Genomic DNA, 15,732 nt, shown 5'->3' with positions numbered 1-15,732 from the left:
TCCCCGACCCAAGGCGCAGCTGCGAAGCAGCAGCCGTGTTTGTCCCCGCTCCCCACCCCTGCTGGCTGCGCCGAGAAGCGCAGGGGCTGGGGTGGGCGTGTGTGCCGAAGGACACACACGCTTCGTGAACTGACTTGCCGCAGCTGTTTGAGCGAAGTTCGAAGAATGCAGCGAGTTCTGCGGCACCACCCCAGGCCCGAGCATCGCAGGTTGCCCCCGTTCGCCCGACAGGGCGTACGGGGGACGCAGACTGGGGGTCGCCTTCTCTTTGGTGACTTTCTCTTGGCGACTCAAGAGAAAGTTACTGCGCCGCCGGGCGCACACCCCGGCCTCCGCCCTCAACCCAAAAACAGAAGCAACCACAACCAACAATCAAGGCCTCAACAAAGCAGCAAACTCCAAAGCCGCCCGACTCCGAGAAGCCCCCTTGCGCCACAAAATCCCCGCATGCCGCACCATCCCAGGCGAATGCAGATTGATGGCATGCAGGTCGGCCGCCTGCAGGGCAGCACGTTCAGGCGCAATGCTCGCCAGATCCCCCCACCGGCACACATCGAGCAAGCCCTCCACCGACTCCATCTCCACCCGCACCACCGGCACCACCCCCACAGCCCGCAGGTTGTCATCGATGAGACGGCGGGTAGTGAACGCCCGCGGCAACATGGCCAAAGGCACGCCAGCCAAATCCTTCAACGCCAGAGTCCGGCGGCGAGCCAATGGGTGCGCCCGGTTCACCACCAACTGCAGCCGCTCCTCGAACAGCGGCTCGGTCTCGATCTCCTCGCGTTCGGTGGGGTAGAAGGCGATGCCCACATCCAGTTGCCCCTCCACCAACAGCTCCTCGATGGGCCCGGCCCGCAAGTCACGCACCACCACGTTGACGCGCGGGTACGCGCTGCTGAACGCGGCCACTGCGGCAGGCACCAGGGTGTGCAAAAAGGTCGGGATCACCCCCACGGTGAGCGAGCCCGACTCCAGCGCCCCCATGTCGGCCAGGGCCATGCGCCCGGCCTCGATCTCCTGCAGGGCCCGCGCGGCGTAGGTGCGAAAGGCCACCCCCGCCTGCGACAGCTTGAGCCCGCGGCCCAAGCGGTCGAACAGGGCCACGCCCAGCTCCTGCTCCAGCTGGCGCAGGCCGTGCGACAGCGTGGACTGGGTGACGAACAGGTTCTGCGCCGACTGCGTCAGGTGCTCGGTGCGCGCGATGTCGAGGAAATAGCGGAGCTGGCGGATTTCCATGAAAGCATTCTGGGGGTAGCAGCAAACCCATCGATGATATCGAACGATGCGTTGAAAATGAATCATTGGATTTGCCGGCGGGCAAAAACTAACCTTCGCCTTGATTGATTGAACCGTTTCCCGCTTACCGACCGAAGGCCTGCCCCATGACCAACCACCCCGGTGGTTTCACCATCGAGCGCATCGAAGCGCGCATCCTGGACATCCCCACCATCCGCCCGCACAAGCTCTCGTTCGGTGCCATCAGCCGCCAGAGCCCGGTCATCGTGCAGCTGTGGCTGGCCGACGGGGCCTGCGGTTTCGGCGAGGCGGCCACCATTGGCGGCCCTTCGTGGAATGAAGAGTCGCCCGAGAGCATCCAGCACGCCATCACCCAGTACCTCGCACCCGCCCTGCGCGGCCAGGGCGCCGGCGGCTTCGAGGCCGCGCTGGCGCGCATGGACAAGGCCTGCAAGGGCAATGCCTTTGCCAAGAGCGCCGTGGAGATGGCCCTCATCGACGCTGTGAGCCGAACGCTGGGCCTGCCGGCCTGGCAACTGCTGGGCGGCAAGGTGCACACCAGCCTGCCCCTGGCCTGGACGCTTGCCAGCGGCAATGTGGAGCGCGACCTGCAGGAAGCCCAGCTGCGCCTGGAGCAGCGCCGCCACCATATCTTCAAGATGAAGATCGGCGCCAACGCCCCGGCCGACGATGTGGCCCACGTGACCCAGATCGCCCGGGGCCTGGCGGGCCGTGCCACGCTGACGGTGGACGTGAACCAGGCCTGGGACGGCAACACCGCGCGCCGCTACCTGCCGCAGTTGGTGGAGGCCGGCGTGACGCTGATCGAGCAGCCCGTGGCCCACTGGAATGTGGAGGCCCTGAAAGAGCTGACCGCCACGCTGGGCCGCGGCGCCCTCATCATGGCCGACGAGACCGTGTGCACCCCGCAGGACGCCATGGCGCTGGCGCGCGGCCAGGCCTGCCATGTGTTCTCGCTCAAGGTCGCCAAGCACGGCGGCCTGCTGCGCACGCGCAAGGTGGCGGCGATCGCCGAGGCGGCCGACATCGGCTGGTACGGCGGCACCATGCTGGAGACCTCGCTGGGCAGTGCCGCGTCGGCCCACGTGTTCTCCACCCTGGGCAGCCAGCACCATGGCTGCGAGCTGTTCGGCCCGCAATTGCTGGTGGATGACATTGTGGAGAACCAGATGCCCATCACCGACTTCGCCCTGCAGTTGCCCGATGGCCCGGGCTTCGGGGTGGAGGTCTCGCTCGCGCAGCTCGACCGCTTCGACCGCGCGCTCGCAGGCAAGGCGCCCCTGCACATCGACCTGGGCCGCCAGGCCACCACCACCGCTTAAACAAGGAGACCCCCACATGCTGTTCCTCGTACGCATGGATGTGCACATCCCCCACGACCTGCCTGCCGAGCAGGCCAACGAGATCAAGGCCCGCGAAAAGGCCTACTCCCAGGAGCTGCAGCGCGACGGCCGCTGGCCCCATATCTGGCGCGTGGTGGGAGAGTACGCCAACTACAGCGTCTTCGACGTGGCCTCCAACGACGAACTGCACCAGTTGCTGCAGGGACTGCCGCTGTTCCCGTTCATGAAGATCTCCGTGACGCCACTGGCCAAGCACCCCTCGGCCATCTGACAGCAGCCCCCGCCAAAGAGAAGAACCGGAGACGACACGAATGAAGCGACAACATCTGCTGGCCCTGCTGGCCACAACCACCATGCTGGCGGTGCTGCCCACGGCGCATGCCCAGGCCCCCGGCACCAACTGGCCGAACAAGCCCATCCGCTGGGTCGTGCCCTTCCCGCCCGGCGGTGCCATGGACGCGATCGCCCGCACCCTGGGCGAGAAAGCCGGCCAGGCGCTGGGCCAGCCCTTCGTGATCGAGAACAAGGCCGGTGCGGGCGGCAACATCGGTGCCGAGTTCGTGTCCAAGCAGCCGGCCGATGGCTACACGCTGATGATCACTTCCATCGGCATGGCCACCAACAAGCCGCTGTACGGCAAGCTCTCCTACGACCCCATCAAGGACTTCGCGCCCGTGAGCCTGCTGGCCGTGGTGCCCAACGTGCTGGTGACCAATGCCACCCAGCCCGACGTGAAGACCGCCGCCGACGTGATCGCCGCCGCGCGCAAGGCACCGGGCAAGCTCACCTACGGCTCTGCCGGCAACGGCACGTCCATCCACCTGGCGGGAGAGGTGTTCAACTCGCTCGCGCAGATCGACATGCTGCACATCCCCTACAAGGGCAGCGGCCCGGCCGTGGCCGACCTGCTGGGCGGGCAGATCAACTACATGTTCGACAGCATCACCTCGGCGCGGCCGCATATCCAGTCGGGCAAGCTGCGCGCGCTGGGCGTGACCACGGCCAAGCGCTCGGCCACCCTGCCCAACGTGCCCACGCTGGCCGAGGCGGGCCTGCCGGGCTACGAGGTCTCGCCCTGGTTCGCGGTGTTCATGCCGGCCGGCACGCCCGCGCCCATCGTCAACAAGCTCAACGCCGCGCTGCGCGATGCGATGAAGCAGCCCGATGTGGTGGCCCGCTTCGAGACCATCGGCGCCGAGCCCGTGGGCTCCACGCCTGCTGAACTGGCCACCCACCTGGCACGCGAGTCGGAGCGCTGGGCGAAATTGATCGCCGAACGCCACATCAAGCTCGACTGAGCAACACCCCGGCAATTCTTTCCCACGAACCACCCCACAGAGGAGACAAGAACATGGCAGAACTCACCCAGGCCCAGTTGCTCGCACTGGTCAACACGAAGAAGATCGCCCCCGGCAACCCGCGCGTGCGCCAGCTCACCGAGCGCATCGTCACCGACCTGTTCAAGACCATCGACGAGCTCGACGTGACCCCCGACGAGTTCTGGGCCGCCACCGCCTGGCTCACGCGCCTGGGCGCCGCGGGGCAGACCGGCCTGATCACGGCGGGCCTGGGCTTTGACCGCCTGCTCGACATCCGCGCCGACGAGGCAGACCAGAAGGCCGGCCGCGAAGGCGGCACGCCCCGCGCCATCGAAGGGCCGCTGTTCGTTGCCGGTGCCCCCACCGCCAAGGTCGAGGTGCGCCTGGACGAGGGCGAGCCCAAGGGCGAGGTCTTCATCATGGAAGGCCAGGTGCTGGACCTCGATGGCCACCCTGTGCCGCATGCCATGGTCGATGTGTGGCATGCCAATGAGAAAGGCGGCTACTCGCACTTCTTTCCGGGCATGCAGCCCTATGAATTGCGCCGGCGCATCGAGACCGATGCCAAGGGCTTCTACCGCTTTCGCAGCTTTTTGCCACCGGGCTATGCGATCCCACCGACCGGGCCGGTGGCCGAGCTGTTCGCCGCCCTGGGCCGCCATGGCCAGCGGCCCGCGCATATCCACTTCCTGGTGGCGGCGCCCGGCATGCGCACGCTGACCACGCAGGTGAACATTCCGGGCGACAGCTACATCGACGATGACTTCGCCTTTGCCACGCGCGACGGGCTGATCGTTTCGCTGGAGCGCAATGTGGCGCCCCAGGGCTATGAGTCCCTGGGCATCACGGCACCGTTCACGCGCTCGGTGTTCAACTTCGTGCTGCCCAGGGCCGCCAATGAGGACGAGGCACTGCCGCTGACACGCATGGAGCGGGTGGCTACGCCGGGTTGAAAGTCGGCGCCCGCCGCATCACTACCCAGTCAGATCCTGAAGCACGTTGTGTGCACCGGGGTCTGGCTTCTTTGCACTGATGATCAGACTACCGTCGTCACCTTCGGTCACGTAGATTTCATCGCCGACCTTGAGCTGCAAATGGGACAACAGTTCATCGGGAAAGATGGCTGCCAACGAGTCTTCCGCCTCGACCAGTGAAAGTGCATAGTGTTTTGCAGGAGCAACTGCCATGGCGGCACACTAGCGCGCTACGCAGGCCATGTCAAACAGGCTCATTGGCCAGGTCGAAAACCCAGCCTCCCCATCTCCGCCGACAACCCCTCCCACGCCACATCGAACGCCGCCGCACTGCGCTCAGGCGGCACGGCGTTGGCGCGCAGGGCCCAGTGGGCACCGGCGACCACGCTGTCGATCACGGGCACACTGACCTGCGACTGCACGGCCGCAGCCATGCCGGCCAGGCCGGCACCGCCCAGGATGACGGACTGCACGCCCATCTGGCGCACCACGTCGCGGCAGGCCTGGGCCAGCAGGGCGCGGGCGGCCACGGGATCGGCCGCGAGCTGGGCGCCCGTGGGCGCCACGGTGTGGATGCCGGCCAGCGCATGGGCATGGCCCAGGGCCTGGGCCAGGCGCTGCAGCATGGGGCCCCAGCGCTCGCCGCCGGTGACGATGGCATAGCGGCCGTGGCGTGCGGCCTCGATGAAAGAGGCCTCGGCCAGGCCGGTGACAGGCACGGGGCTGCTCTCGCGCAGCGCCATCAGGCCCGGGTCGCCGAAGCAGCCGATGAGCACGGCGCTCGGCGCTGAAGGCTGGGTGGACACATCGAGCGCCCAGGCATCGAGCGCGGCATGCGCGGCCACGGCGTAGCTGGCCTCGCAGGCGATGTAGGGGGCGCCAAAACGTGCGGTGGCCGTGCGCACCACCACATGCGATCCCGCAGCAGCCTGCACGTGGCGCTGCAGCAGCGCGCTGACCTTGGGCGAAGTGTTCGGATTGATGACCAGCAGATGGCGCATGCTGCTCAGCCCGCCATTCCCAGCAGGCTCATGAGATCCGGCGCCTCGCTTGCGGGCGGGGTGAACTCCAGCTGCGACTCGATGCGCGCCAGGTGGTCGAGCATGCGGCGCGCGGCCTCCTTCGCGTCCCGCAGGCGGATGGCGTCGATCAGCGCGCGGTGCTCGCGGCAGCCGCAGGCCGTCGCCTCCTCGCGCTCGCGCGCATGGCTGGGGCTGTAGGTCATGAGGATCAGCGAGGTGCGCGAGACCAGCTCACGCAGGATGCGCCCCAGCGTCTGGTGCCCGGCGGCCTGCGCGATGTGCAGGTGGAAGTCGCCCGACAGGCGGATGGCACGGCGCATGTCGCCGCTGGCGCGCGCAGCCTCTTCATCGTCGATGCAGGTGCGCAGCGCGGCGATGTGCTCGTCGGTGGCGTTGGCGATGAACAGCTCCACCAGGCGCGGCTCCAGCAGGCGGCGGGCCTCGAAGACTTCGAGCGCCTCCTGGGGCGTGGGCTGGGCGATGGAGGCGCCGCGGTTGGGCGTGAGCGTGACCACCTGCTCGTTGGCCAGGCGCACCAGCACCGGCCGCACGCGCGTGCGCGACACGCCGAAGGCGGCTGCGAGCTTGTCCTCTACCAGCTTGGTGCCGGGTGGCAGCCGGTGGTCGAGGATGGCCGAGACCATGCGCTCGTACATGTCGTTGTCGCTGAGCAGGCCGCCCGTGGCTGCAGCACTGTCGGCAGGCAGGTCGGCGGGCTCGGGGGACGTTGCCGCAGCAGCACGGCGCCGGGGCTTGGGGGCGGCGGTCATGATGGAATCGTCGGCTCGGATGCGCATGGGAGTCTCATGGCGTGCGGCTCAGCCGGCCCGCCCTTTCTTGCGCTGGCCCAAGGCCCACACCAGAACCAAGGTGATGCCCATGACCACGAAGGACACCACCGTGGTCAGCGTGCCCAGCGCGTAGATGGAGGGCGTGGTCACGGTGCTGGTCAGGCCCTGCAGCTCCAGCGGCAAGGTGTTCACGTCGCCGATGGCCTGCGAGGTGCGGGCGATCTCGTCCCAGCTGAGCGTAAAGCCGAACATGCCGATGCCCACCACCGAGGGTGCGATCAGCGGCAGCACCACATGGGCAAAGGCCTGCCAGGGCGTGGCCCCCAGGTCGCGCGCCGCCTCTTCGTACGAGGGGCTGAAGCGGTTGAACACCGCGAACATGATGAGCAGGCCGAAGGGCAGCGTCCAGGTCAGGTGCGCGCCCAGGGCCGAGGTGAACAGGCCCAGCGAGGTGCCATAGCCTTCGAGCGTGCTTTCCATGCCCAGCCATTCGAGGGCGGACTTGATGGCGGTATCGACCAGGCGGAACTCCAGGCCGATGCCCAGCGAGACGATGATGGACGGCATGATCAGGCTGGCCACGACGATGAAGAACAATGTGTTGCCGCCCGCCAGCCGCTTGCGAAAAGCCAGGCCCGCCAGCACCGAAAGCACCACCGTGCACAGCATCACCGCCACGCCCAGGCCGAGGGAGCGCCACAGCGCGGCGCCGATGTCCACCACGCCCAGGCCCTCGGCCAGCTTGCCGAACCAGTGCAGCGACAGGCCGCGCATCGGGAAGGTCAGCCCGCCCTCGGGGCCCTGGAAGCTCAGGATGAAGATGACGAACATGGGCCCGTACATGAACAGCACGAACAGGCTGAACACGATGGCCAGGATCCAGAAACTGGCGGGGCGGGATTCGCGGATGCGGGTGGTCATGCGTGGGTCCTGTGCAGGTTGTCGGCGGTGTACGCGGTCATCACAGCTCCTTGCGGATGTCCACGAGCCTTGTCAGGCCCCAGATGATCATCAGCACCACCGCGAGCAGGATCACGGCGTTGGCCGCGGCCAGCGGAAACTGCAGGTACGAGGTCTGCACCTGGATGATCTTGCCGATGGAGGCGATCTGCTGCCCGCCCATCACGCCGATGGTCACGAAGTCGCCCATGACGATGGTGATCACGAAGATGGAGCCGATGATGATGCCGGTGCGCGACAGCGGGATGATCACGTTCCACAGCGTCTGCCAGCCGCTGGCGCCGCTGTCGCTGGCGGCCTCGATGAGGCTGCGGTCGATGCGCATCATGCTGTTGAAGATGGGCACGATCATGAACATGGTGTACAGGTGCACGAAGGCCAGTACCACCGAGAAGTCCGAGAACAGCAGCCACTCCACCGGCTGGTCCACCAGGCCCGCGCCCACCAGGCCCTGGTTCACCAGGCCATTGCGCCCCAAAAGCGGCACCCACGAGATCATGCGGATCACGTTGGAGGTCCAGAACGGAATGGTGCACAGCACGAAAAGCAGTGTCTGCATGCCCGAGGAACGCACATGGAAGGCCAGGAAATAGGCCACGGTGAAACCGATCACCAGCGTGATCAGCCACACCAGAAAACTGAACTTGAGCGTGGAATAGTAGGTCTTGAGCGTGACGCACAAGCCCTCCGACGCATCGCCACAGCCCGCAAAGATGGAGATGTAGTTCTTGAACGTGAAGCCCGGCAGCAGCTCGTACTCGTTGAAGTCCCAGAAGCTGACCATCACGATCAACGCCAGCGGCACCAGGAAGAACAGCACGAACACCAGCGTGAACGGCGCCGCCTGCCACCAGGCGGCAATGCCGCGCCCGGGAATGGCGCTGGCCGGCAGGGTCGGCGTGGTGGTGGTGCTCATGGTGTTTGCTATCTCGATACTCGTTGCGCTACACGCCAGCTGTTGAAACTGGCGCTGCAAAAAAGCCAGTGCCCCCGTGCAAGGGCCGCCCCGCCGCACTGGGGGCGTCCCCCTCCCAGATTGCGAAGCAATATGAGAGAGGGGGAAGGCGCGAAGCGACTCAGGGGGTGCTTCTTACGCCGCGACGAACTCGTTCCACTTCTGGACCATGTAGTTGTTCTCGTCCATCAGCGCGTTCCAGCAGGCAATACCGCCCATGCGCGACTCGTAGCTGCCGCCATCGCGCGTGGCACCGGCCTTGGCCAGCACGTCGCCGTTGGGGCTCTTGATGTCCTGCGTGGCGGGCTTGCCTTCCATCCAGTAGGCCCACTCGTAGGCTTCCATCTTGGACTTGGCGGTGTCCAGCACGGCGCTGTAATAGCCCTGGCGGTTCAGGTAGGCACCGGCCCAGCCATCGAGGAACCAGTTGATGAACTCGTACGCACCATCGAGCTTCTTGCCCGACAGGGTGGCAGGCAGGCCGAAGCCGGCGGCCCAGGCGCGGTAGCCTTCCTTCAGGGGCTGGAAGTTGCAGGCAATGCCCTTGGTGCGCACAGCGGTCACGGCCGGGCTCCACATCGACTGGATCACCACCTCGCCCGAAGCCATCAGGTTCACCGACTCGTTGAAGTCCTTCCACAGCGCGCGGAACTGGCCCTGCTTCTTGGCCTCGATCAGGGTCTTGATCGTGAGATCGATCTCCTTCTTGGTCATGTTGCCCTTGTCGGGGTACTTGTAGATGCCCATGGCCTCGACCACCATGGCGGCGTCCATGATGCCGATGGAGGGGATGTTCAGGATCGCGGTCTTGCCCTTGAACTCGGGGTTGAGCAGTTCGGCCCAGGAGTTGATGGGGCGCTTGATCAGGTCAGGGCGGATGCCCAGCGTGTCGGCGTTGTACACGGTGGGGATGAGCGACATGAACTGCGTGGGCGCGGCCGCGAACTTCTTGGACTTTTCGCCTTCGAGGTAGATCACCTTCTTGGGCGCCGTGCCCTGGTCGCCCACGGCCTTGCCGTTGACCATGCCGGTGGTGAACAGCGTGGTGATCTTGTCGGCGTTCTTGATGCGCTTGGTGTCGATGCCCTTGAGGTTGCCCGTGGGCACGATCTTCTTGAGCGAGAAGTATTCGGTGTCGATCAGATCGAAGCTGTTGGGCGCGGTCACGGCGCGCTTGGTCACATCGTCCGTGGTCACGGCCACGTACTGGATCTCGATGCCGGTGTCGGCCTTGAACTTCTCGGCAATCGCCTTGTCCTGGTTCACGGCCGTGCCCAGGTAGCGCAGCACGATCTTTTCCTGCGAGTGCACGGCCGGGAACACGCCGGCGGCCAGGATGCCCGCCGTGCCCTTGAGCAGCGAGCGGCGCTGCACGCCGGCAGTGGCTTCGGAGGCAACGGCAGCAGCAGGGGAATCAGCACGAGAGTCGTCGGACATGGGAAAGCTCCTTGGTTTGCGAAGTGGAGGGGTTGGAAACGGACGAAAAGACAGACAGACAGCGGACAACGAAAAAAGCGATGCTCAGGCCGGCACGGCCTGCGCAGTGGCCGTGGCCACGGGCGCAGACACAGGCGCCGCAGGCGGGTACAGGGGATGGGCCTGCTCTGAGGTCCAGTGCAGTTGCACACCCTGGCCCACCTCGTAGGGCTGGGCGGCAAAGGCGGCTTCGGACACCATCACCGAATAGGCCGCTGTGGCATTGGCCGACAGGGCCACGCCCTGCTTTTGCAGGCCCAGCAGCACGTAGGTGCCCTGGTACTCCACATCGGTCACCACGGCCTGCATGTGCTGGGCGCCCCAGGGCAGCGGCATACCCTGCGGCAACACCTGCAGGTGGTCGGTGCGCACGCCGACCTTGCCACCCGGCGTATCGATCACGTTGTGGCCGCCCATGAAGCGCGCCACGAATTCGCTGGCGGGGCGGTTGTAGACCTCGTGCGGCGATCCCACCTGCTCGATCACGCCGTGGTTCATCACCACCATGGTGTCGGCCAGGGCCATGGCCTCTTCCTGCGAATGGGTCACATGGATGAAGGTCAGGCCCAGCTCCTTCTGCCAGCGGCGCAGTTCGGCGCGCATCTGGATGCGCAGGAACGGGTCCAGCGCCGACAAGGGTTCATCGAGCAGCAGCACGCGCGGCTGGGTGATCAGGGCGCGCGCCAGCGCCACGCGCTGCTGCTGGCCGCCCGACAGCTCGGCCGGCTTGCGCTCGGCCAGGTGGCCCATGGCCACGCGCTCCAGCAGGTCGCGCGCCTTGGCCTGGCGCTCGGCCTTGGCCACGCCCTTCATCTTGAGGCTGAAGGCCACGTTGTCCAGCGCCGACAGGTGCGGGAACAACGCGAAGCTCTGGAACATCATGGCCGTGCCGCGCGCGGCGGCGGGCAGGTCGGTGATGTTGCGATTCTCCAGCAGGATGTCGCCGCTGGTCACCGACTCGTGCCCGGCGATCATGCGCAAGGTGGTGCTCTTGCCGCAGCCCGAGGGGCCCAGCAGGCAGCAGTAGCTGCCGCTGGCGATGCGCAGGTTGATCGCGTCCACGGCGGGCTTGCCGCTGGCATAGCGCTTGGTGAGCGCCACGATCTCGATGGCGGCCGGGGCTGGGGCAGGCGTGGTGTCGTGCATGCCAAAGCTTACGCAAACCACGTGCCAGCTTTTGCACACAATGCTCACTGCGATTTGTATACAAAATGCACCGATAGCGTGCACAACCGCTCCCGCACATGGATGGCATGGCACCAAAACCGCCCATGGAGCCCGTCGCGCGGCCGCCACATCCGCCGTTCGGCACCATCTGTGCCCACTGGCCAATCGTTCTGCCGGGCTGGTCGCTGGCTATACTGGCCGGTCACGGAAACATTTCTTTACGAGGCGCTTCCCGTCCCGCCGCATCACTGCAGAATGACGAACCTCGATCCTCGCTCCATGATCGCCCTGGCGGGGTTCATGTCCGCCCTGATGGCCATCGTGCTGGCCTGCATGCGGCGCTACTACCCACCCCATATCCGGGGGATCGGAGCCTGGGCGGCGGCCCCCGTGTTCTGGCTCGCGTCCACCGCCCTGTTCAGCTCGCGGGGCCTGGTGCCCGACTGGATGGGCCTGGTGGGCGCCAATACCCTGCTGGTGCTGGGCACCATGACCTACTACATGGGCACGCGCGCCTTCCTGGGGCACCGCCACACCTGGCGCATCTGGAGCGGAGTGCTGCTGGTCTGCCTGGGCGTCTTCACCTGGCTGTCCTATGGCTGGCCCAACTACGAGGCGCGGCTGACCTTCTTCACGCTGGTGATGTCCTGCATCTATGGCGCACAGCTGCGCTTTCTGCTGCGCTTTGGCGGCAGCAACTTTCCGGTGCGGCTGGTAGAGGTGGTGCTGGTGCTGCACCTGGCCACGCTGTTCATGCGCCTGATCTCCATCTTCGCGGGGCACACGGGGGCGAACCTCATGGAGCCCTCGATCTACCAGAACCTGTACATCGGCGCCTATGCGCTCACGGTGCTCATGCTGTCCATCGGCGCCCTGCTCATGGCCACCGACCGGCTGCGCACCGAGCTGGAGCACCTGGCCACGCACGACTCGCTGACCCCGGCGCTCAACCGCCGCGCACTGCTGCAGCGCTGTGAGGAAGAGATCCAGCGCGCACGCCGCTACGGCAACGGCCCTTCGCTGATGATGCTGGACCTGGACCACTTCAAGGCCGTGAACGACAGCTGCGGCCACCAGCATGGCGATGCCGTGCTGGTGCACTTCGTGGGACGCACCCTGGCCGAGCTGCGCACGCTGGACCGCATGGGCCGCTACGGCGGCGAGGAATTCATCGTGCTGCTGCCCGGCACCGACGCCACCGCCGCTCTCACCGTGGCCCAGCGCATCCATGCCACGCTGGCCGTGGGCCATGCGCTCGACTGCAAGGTGAGCATTGGCCTCACACAATGGGCCGGCCCTGAGGACACGCTGGACGCCATGCTCGCCCGCGCCGACGCGGCGCTGTACCGCGCCAAGGCCCTGGGACGCAACCAGACGGTGGTCGGGTAAAGCTTCAGACCTGGGCGCGAGCGACGAGGCGCGCAGCCAGCGCCAGCACGGGGGCATCGACCATGCGGCCATCGAGCCGGAACACGGCGCCGCCATGTGCAGGCGCAGCCTCCAGCACCCGCCTGGCCCAGGCCAGCTCTTCCGGGCTGGGCGCAAACGCTGCCTGCACCGGCAGCACCTGGGCGGGGTGGATGCACAGCTTGGCGCCAAAGCCCATGCGCCTGCTGCGCGCCGTGTCGCACGCCAGGCGCTCGGAGTTGTCCGTCGCCGTGGTCACGCCGTCCACCGGCGCAGCCAGGCCGGCGCGGCGCGAGGCGCGCACCAGCGCCAGGCGCACGGGCAGCAGCTCGGCCTCGTCGGCACCGCATTCCAGCCCCAAGTCCACCTGAAAGTCCAGGTGGCCAAAGGCCAGCCGAACCACCTGCGGCGCCCGGGCCAGGGCATCGAGCGCATCCAGCCCGGCATTCGACTCGACCAACGGCAGCAACAGGCCCTGTGGGCCCAGGGCGCGGGCCATGGCCTGCAGCACGGCAGCCGACTCGGCCTTGGCCACCATCGCCCCCGCCAGGCCCTGGGCCACGCAGGCGGCCACGGCTGCCACGTCGTCGGCATGCCAGGGGGTGCCGGCGGCATTGGTGCGCACCAGCAGGCGGCCACGCTGCTCGCGCGCCAGGGTCTGAATGGCCGCGAGCAGCGCCGTGCGCGCCGCCGCCTTGTCATCGGGAGCGACGGCATCTTCCAGGTCCGCGATCACCGCGCCTGCACCGCTGGCCAGGGCCTTGGCGATGCGCTCGGGCCGGTTGGCGGGGACGAACAGGAAGGTGGTCGCGCGGGCCATGGCCGCGTGGGCAGTCCCAGGTGCAGCCATCAGATCGCCTTGCTGGCACGCAGCGCCGCCAACTGTTCGCCCGTGCGGCCCAGGCTGCGCAGAATGGTTTCGGTGTGCTCGCCCACGGCGGGAATCGGGTCCATGCGGTAGCCAAAGCTGCTGTGCGCGCCGGGGGGCAGCAATGCGTCCAGCGGCCCTTCGGGTGTGTCCACCGGCTGCACCCTGCCGCGTGCCTGCAGTTGGGGATGGGCCCAGACCTCGGCCATGGTGTTCATGCGCGCGTTGGCGATGCGTGCGTCTTCCAGCCGCGCTATGACCTGGGCCGCCGTGAGTTCGGCAAACACACCGAGGATGATGGCCTTGAGTTCGGCCCGGTGCTCATTGCGCCGGGCGTTGCTGTCGAAGCGGGGATCATCGGCCAGCCCCGGCTGCAGCACCACATGCTCGCAGAACAGCTTCCACTCGCGCTCGTTCTGCAGGCCCAGCATCACCGTGCCGCCATCGCCTGCGACGAAGGGGCCATAGGGGTAGATGGTGGCGTGCGATGCCGCGTTGCGCGGCGGCGGCGTGGCACCGCCATAGGCGTAGTACATGGGAAAGCCCATCCACTCCGCCAGCGATTCGAGCATGGAGACGTCGATGCGTGAGCCCTGCCCTGTTTTCTCGCGCTGCATCAGCGCGGCCAGCACGCTGCTGTAGGCATACATGCCCGCAGCGATGTCGGCGATGGAATTGCCCGACTTGCAGGGCTCCTCGGGCGTGCCGGTCACCGAGAGGTAGCCCGCCTCGCTCTGGATCAAGAGGTCGTAGGCCTTCTTGTCGCGGTAGGGTCCGTCGCTGCCGTAGCCCGAGATGTCGCAGACGATGAGGCGGGGGTTGTGCACCTGCAAAGCCTCCCACGACAGGCCCATGCGCGCGGCGGCGCCGGGGGCGAGGTTCTGCACCAGCACATCGGCCGTGGCCAGCAACTCCCACAGCACGGCCAGGGCCTCGGGCTGCTTGAGGTCGAGCGTGAGGCTTTCCTTGGAGCGGTTGACCCAGACGAAGTGCGAGGCCATGCCCTGGGCGCGCGTGTCGTAGTCGCGCGCGAAGTCGCCGCCGCCCGGGCGCTCGACCTTGATGACGCGCGCCCCCAGGTCGGCCAGCTGGCGGGTGCAGAACGGGGCGGCGATCGCATGCTCGAGCGACACCACGGTGATGTGGTCCAGGGGGCGGGTCATGGTGGCGGTCTTCAAATGAATCAGTCCACCGTGGCGCCAGAGGCCTTGACCACCTTGGCCCATTTGGCCAGGTCTTCCTGCAGCAGCGCAGCGAATTGCTCCGGCGTGGTCTTGGGTGCGATCTCCACACCCTGCAGCTCCAGCTTGTCACGCAGGTCCTTGGCGGCCAGGGAGCGGGCCATGCCGTCCTGCAGCCTGGCCAGGGTGTCGGCGGGCACGCCCGCAGGGGCGAACAAGCCGATCCACAGCGTGCCGTTGTAGCCGGCGACCGTCTCGGCGATGGTGGGCACCTCGGGCAGCACGGGCGAGCGTGTGGCGCCGCTCACGGCCAGGGCGCGCAGCTTGCCGGCCTTGATGTGCGAGAGCGCCGACGGCATGCTGGCAAAGACGATGGGCAGTTGGCCGCCCAGCACGTCGTTGATGGCCGGGGCCACGCCCTTGTAGGGCACGTGCTGCAGCTGGATGCCGGCCATGCTGTTGAGCATTTCACCGAGCAGGTGGTTGAGCGTGCCATTGCCGGCCGATGCGTACTGGTAGTGGCCGAGCTTGGCCTTGGCCAGGGCCACCAGTTCGGCCAGGGTGCGCGCAGGAAAGTCGGGGTTGACCAGCAGCACGTTGGGCACGGCGCCGATCAGGCCCACGGGCTTGAAGTCCTTGACCGGATCGAAGCCCGGGTTCTTGAAGAGGGCAGGGTTGATGGCCTGGCTGCTGCTGATGGTCATGAGCAGGGTGTAGCCGTCCTTGGGCGCCTTGGCAACGAACTGCGTGCCGATGTTGCCGCCCGCGCCGGGCCGGTTCTCCACCACGGTGGCGCCACCCAGCACCTCGCCGAGCTTCTGGCCCACCAGGCGACCCACGATGTCGTTGGTGCCACCGGCGGCCTGGGGCACGACCATGGTGATGGGGCGGCTGGGGTAGCCGGCCTGGGCGGTGGCCAGCAAGGGCGCGGCCAGCAGGGCAGCGAGGGCGGCGCGGCGCGCCATGGCGCAGGGGGCAGCGAACTTCATGCGGTGTGTCTCCAAAGCGT

General features: G+C 67.2%; 16 protein-coding genes. 5 read left to right on the top strand and 11 right to left on the bottom strand.

Annotated features, from left to right (window positions below):
• Positions 1 to 372 precede the first annotated feature (372 nt).
• Positions 373 to 1,239, bottom strand: coding sequence for a transcriptional regulator CynR (cynR, locus tag AC07X5_RS28470; protein WP_494772862.1), 867 nt, complete (start codon positions 1,237 to 1,239; stop codon positions 373 to 375).
• Positions 1,240 to 1,385: 146 nt separating this feature from the next.
• Between cynR and AC07X5_RS28465 the strand changes: the two genes are divergently transcribed.
• Genes AC07X5_RS28465 through AC07X5_RS28450 form a run of 4 tightly spaced genes read left to right on the top strand, consistent with a single transcriptional unit; the run spans position 1,386 to position 4,875 of the window.
• Complete coding sequence (locus AC07X5_RS28465; protein WP_494772861.1) at positions 1,386 to 2,582, top strand: muconate cycloisomerase family protein; 1,197 nt, start codon at positions 1,386 to 1,388, stop codon at positions 2,580 to 2,582.
• A 16-nt stretch (positions 2,583 to 2,598) separates the two neighbouring features.
• Positions 2,599 to 2,874: a muconolactone Delta-isomerase gene (gene catC, locus AC07X5_RS28460; protein ID WP_007861970.1), complete on the top strand. Its 276-nt coding sequence runs from the start codon at positions 2,599 to 2,601 to the stop codon at positions 2,872 to 2,874.
• Positions 2,875 to 2,914: 40 nt separating this feature from the next.
• Positions 2,915 to 3,901 (top strand): tripartite tricarboxylate transporter substrate binding protein, encoded by a 987-nt coding sequence (locus tag AC07X5_RS28455; protein WP_494772860.1) that lies wholly within the window; start codon positions 2,915 to 2,917, stop codon positions 3,899 to 3,901.
• A gap of 53 nt (positions 3,902 to 3,954) precedes the next feature.
• The gene (locus tag AC07X5_RS28450; protein WP_494772859.1) at positions 3,955 to 4,875 is read left to right on the top strand and encodes a dioxygenase family protein; all 921 of its coding nucleotides are present in this window, start codon (positions 3,955 to 3,957) and stop codon (positions 4,873 to 4,875) included.
• Between the two features lie 21 nt (positions 4,876 to 4,896).
• Here AC07X5_RS28450 and AC07X5_RS28445 read toward each other — a convergent pair whose 3' ends face one another.
• From AC07X5_RS28445 to AC07X5_RS28415, 7 genes are all read right to left on the bottom strand, one after another.
• Positions 4,897 to 5,109: an AbrB/MazE/SpoVT family DNA-binding domain-containing protein gene (locus AC07X5_RS28445; protein ID WP_494772858.1), complete on the bottom strand. Its 213-nt coding sequence runs from the start codon at positions 5,107 to 5,109 to the stop codon at positions 4,897 to 4,899.
• A 41-nt stretch (positions 5,110 to 5,150) separates the two neighbouring features.
• Positions 5,151 to 5,897 (bottom strand): aspartate/glutamate racemase family protein, encoded by a 747-nt coding sequence (locus AC07X5_RS28440; RefSeq protein ID WP_494772857.1) that lies wholly within the window; start codon positions 5,895 to 5,897, stop codon positions 5,151 to 5,153.
• Between the two features lie 5 nt (positions 5,898 to 5,902).
• Positions 5,903 to 6,715, bottom strand: coding sequence for a GntR family transcriptional regulator (locus AC07X5_RS28435; RefSeq protein WP_494772856.1), 813 nt, complete (start codon positions 6,713 to 6,715; stop codon positions 5,903 to 5,905).
• 21 nt (positions 6,716 to 6,736) lie between these two features.
• Positions 6,737 to 7,630 (bottom strand): ABC transporter permease, encoded by an 894-nt coding sequence (locus AC07X5_RS28430; RefSeq protein WP_494772855.1) that lies wholly within the window; start codon positions 7,628 to 7,630, stop codon positions 6,737 to 6,739.
• A 40-nt stretch (positions 7,631 to 7,670) separates the two neighbouring features.
• Positions 7,671 to 8,585, bottom strand: coding sequence for an ABC transporter permease (locus tag AC07X5_RS28425; protein ID WP_494772854.1), 915 nt, complete (start codon positions 8,583 to 8,585; stop codon positions 7,671 to 7,673).
• Between the two features lie 174 nt (positions 8,586 to 8,759).
• Positions 8,760 to 10,061, bottom strand: coding sequence for an ABC transporter substrate-binding protein (locus AC07X5_RS28420; protein ID WP_494772853.1), 1,302 nt, complete (start codon positions 10,059 to 10,061; stop codon positions 8,760 to 8,762).
• Between the two features lie 84 nt (positions 10,062 to 10,145).
• The gene (locus AC07X5_RS28415) at positions 10,146 to 11,246 is read right to left on the bottom strand and encodes an ABC transporter ATP-binding protein (protein ID WP_494772852.1); all 1,101 of its coding nucleotides are present in this window, start codon (positions 11,244 to 11,246) and stop codon (positions 10,146 to 10,148) included.
• A gap of 276 nt (positions 11,247 to 11,522) precedes the next feature.
• On the opposite strand from AC07X5_RS28415, the gene AC07X5_RS28410 reads away from it, so the two are divergent.
• Positions 11,523 to 12,656 (top strand): GGDEF domain-containing protein, encoded by a 1,134-nt coding sequence (locus AC07X5_RS28410; protein WP_409960819.1) that lies wholly within the window; start codon positions 11,523 to 11,525, stop codon positions 12,654 to 12,656.
• A 4-nt stretch (positions 12,657 to 12,660) separates the two neighbouring features.
• Here AC07X5_RS28410 and AC07X5_RS28405 read toward each other — a convergent pair whose 3' ends face one another.
• The 3 genes from AC07X5_RS28405 to AC07X5_RS28395 are packed head-to-tail and all read right to left on the bottom strand — an operon-like array spanning position 12,661 to position 15,712.
• A complete protein-coding gene (locus AC07X5_RS28405) occupies positions 12,661 to 13,524 on the bottom strand; it encodes an HpcH/HpaI aldolase/citrate lyase family protein (protein WP_494772851.1) in 864 nt (287 codons plus the stop codon).
• Positions 13,524 to 14,705 (bottom strand): CaiB/BaiF CoA transferase family protein, encoded by a 1,182-nt coding sequence (locus tag AC07X5_RS28400; RefSeq protein WP_494772850.1) that lies wholly within the window; start codon positions 14,703 to 14,705, stop codon positions 13,524 to 13,526. Before AC07X5_RS28400 ends, AC07X5_RS28405 begins: the two co-directional genes overlap by 1 nt.
• A 20-nt stretch (positions 14,706 to 14,725) precedes the next feature.
• On the bottom strand, positions 14,726 to 15,712 hold the full coding sequence (locus tag AC07X5_RS28395; protein ID WP_494772849.1) for a tripartite tricarboxylate transporter substrate binding protein: 987 nt from the start codon (positions 15,710 to 15,712) through the stop codon (positions 14,726 to 14,728).
• Positions 15,713 to 15,732: the final 20 nt, after the last annotated feature.

The organism is Acidovorax sp. GW458-11-26-14-TSB4, from assembly GCF_059423865.1.
Note: the sequence above shows the minus strand (reverse complement) of the source record. Positions and strands in the feature narration are given on the sequence as shown.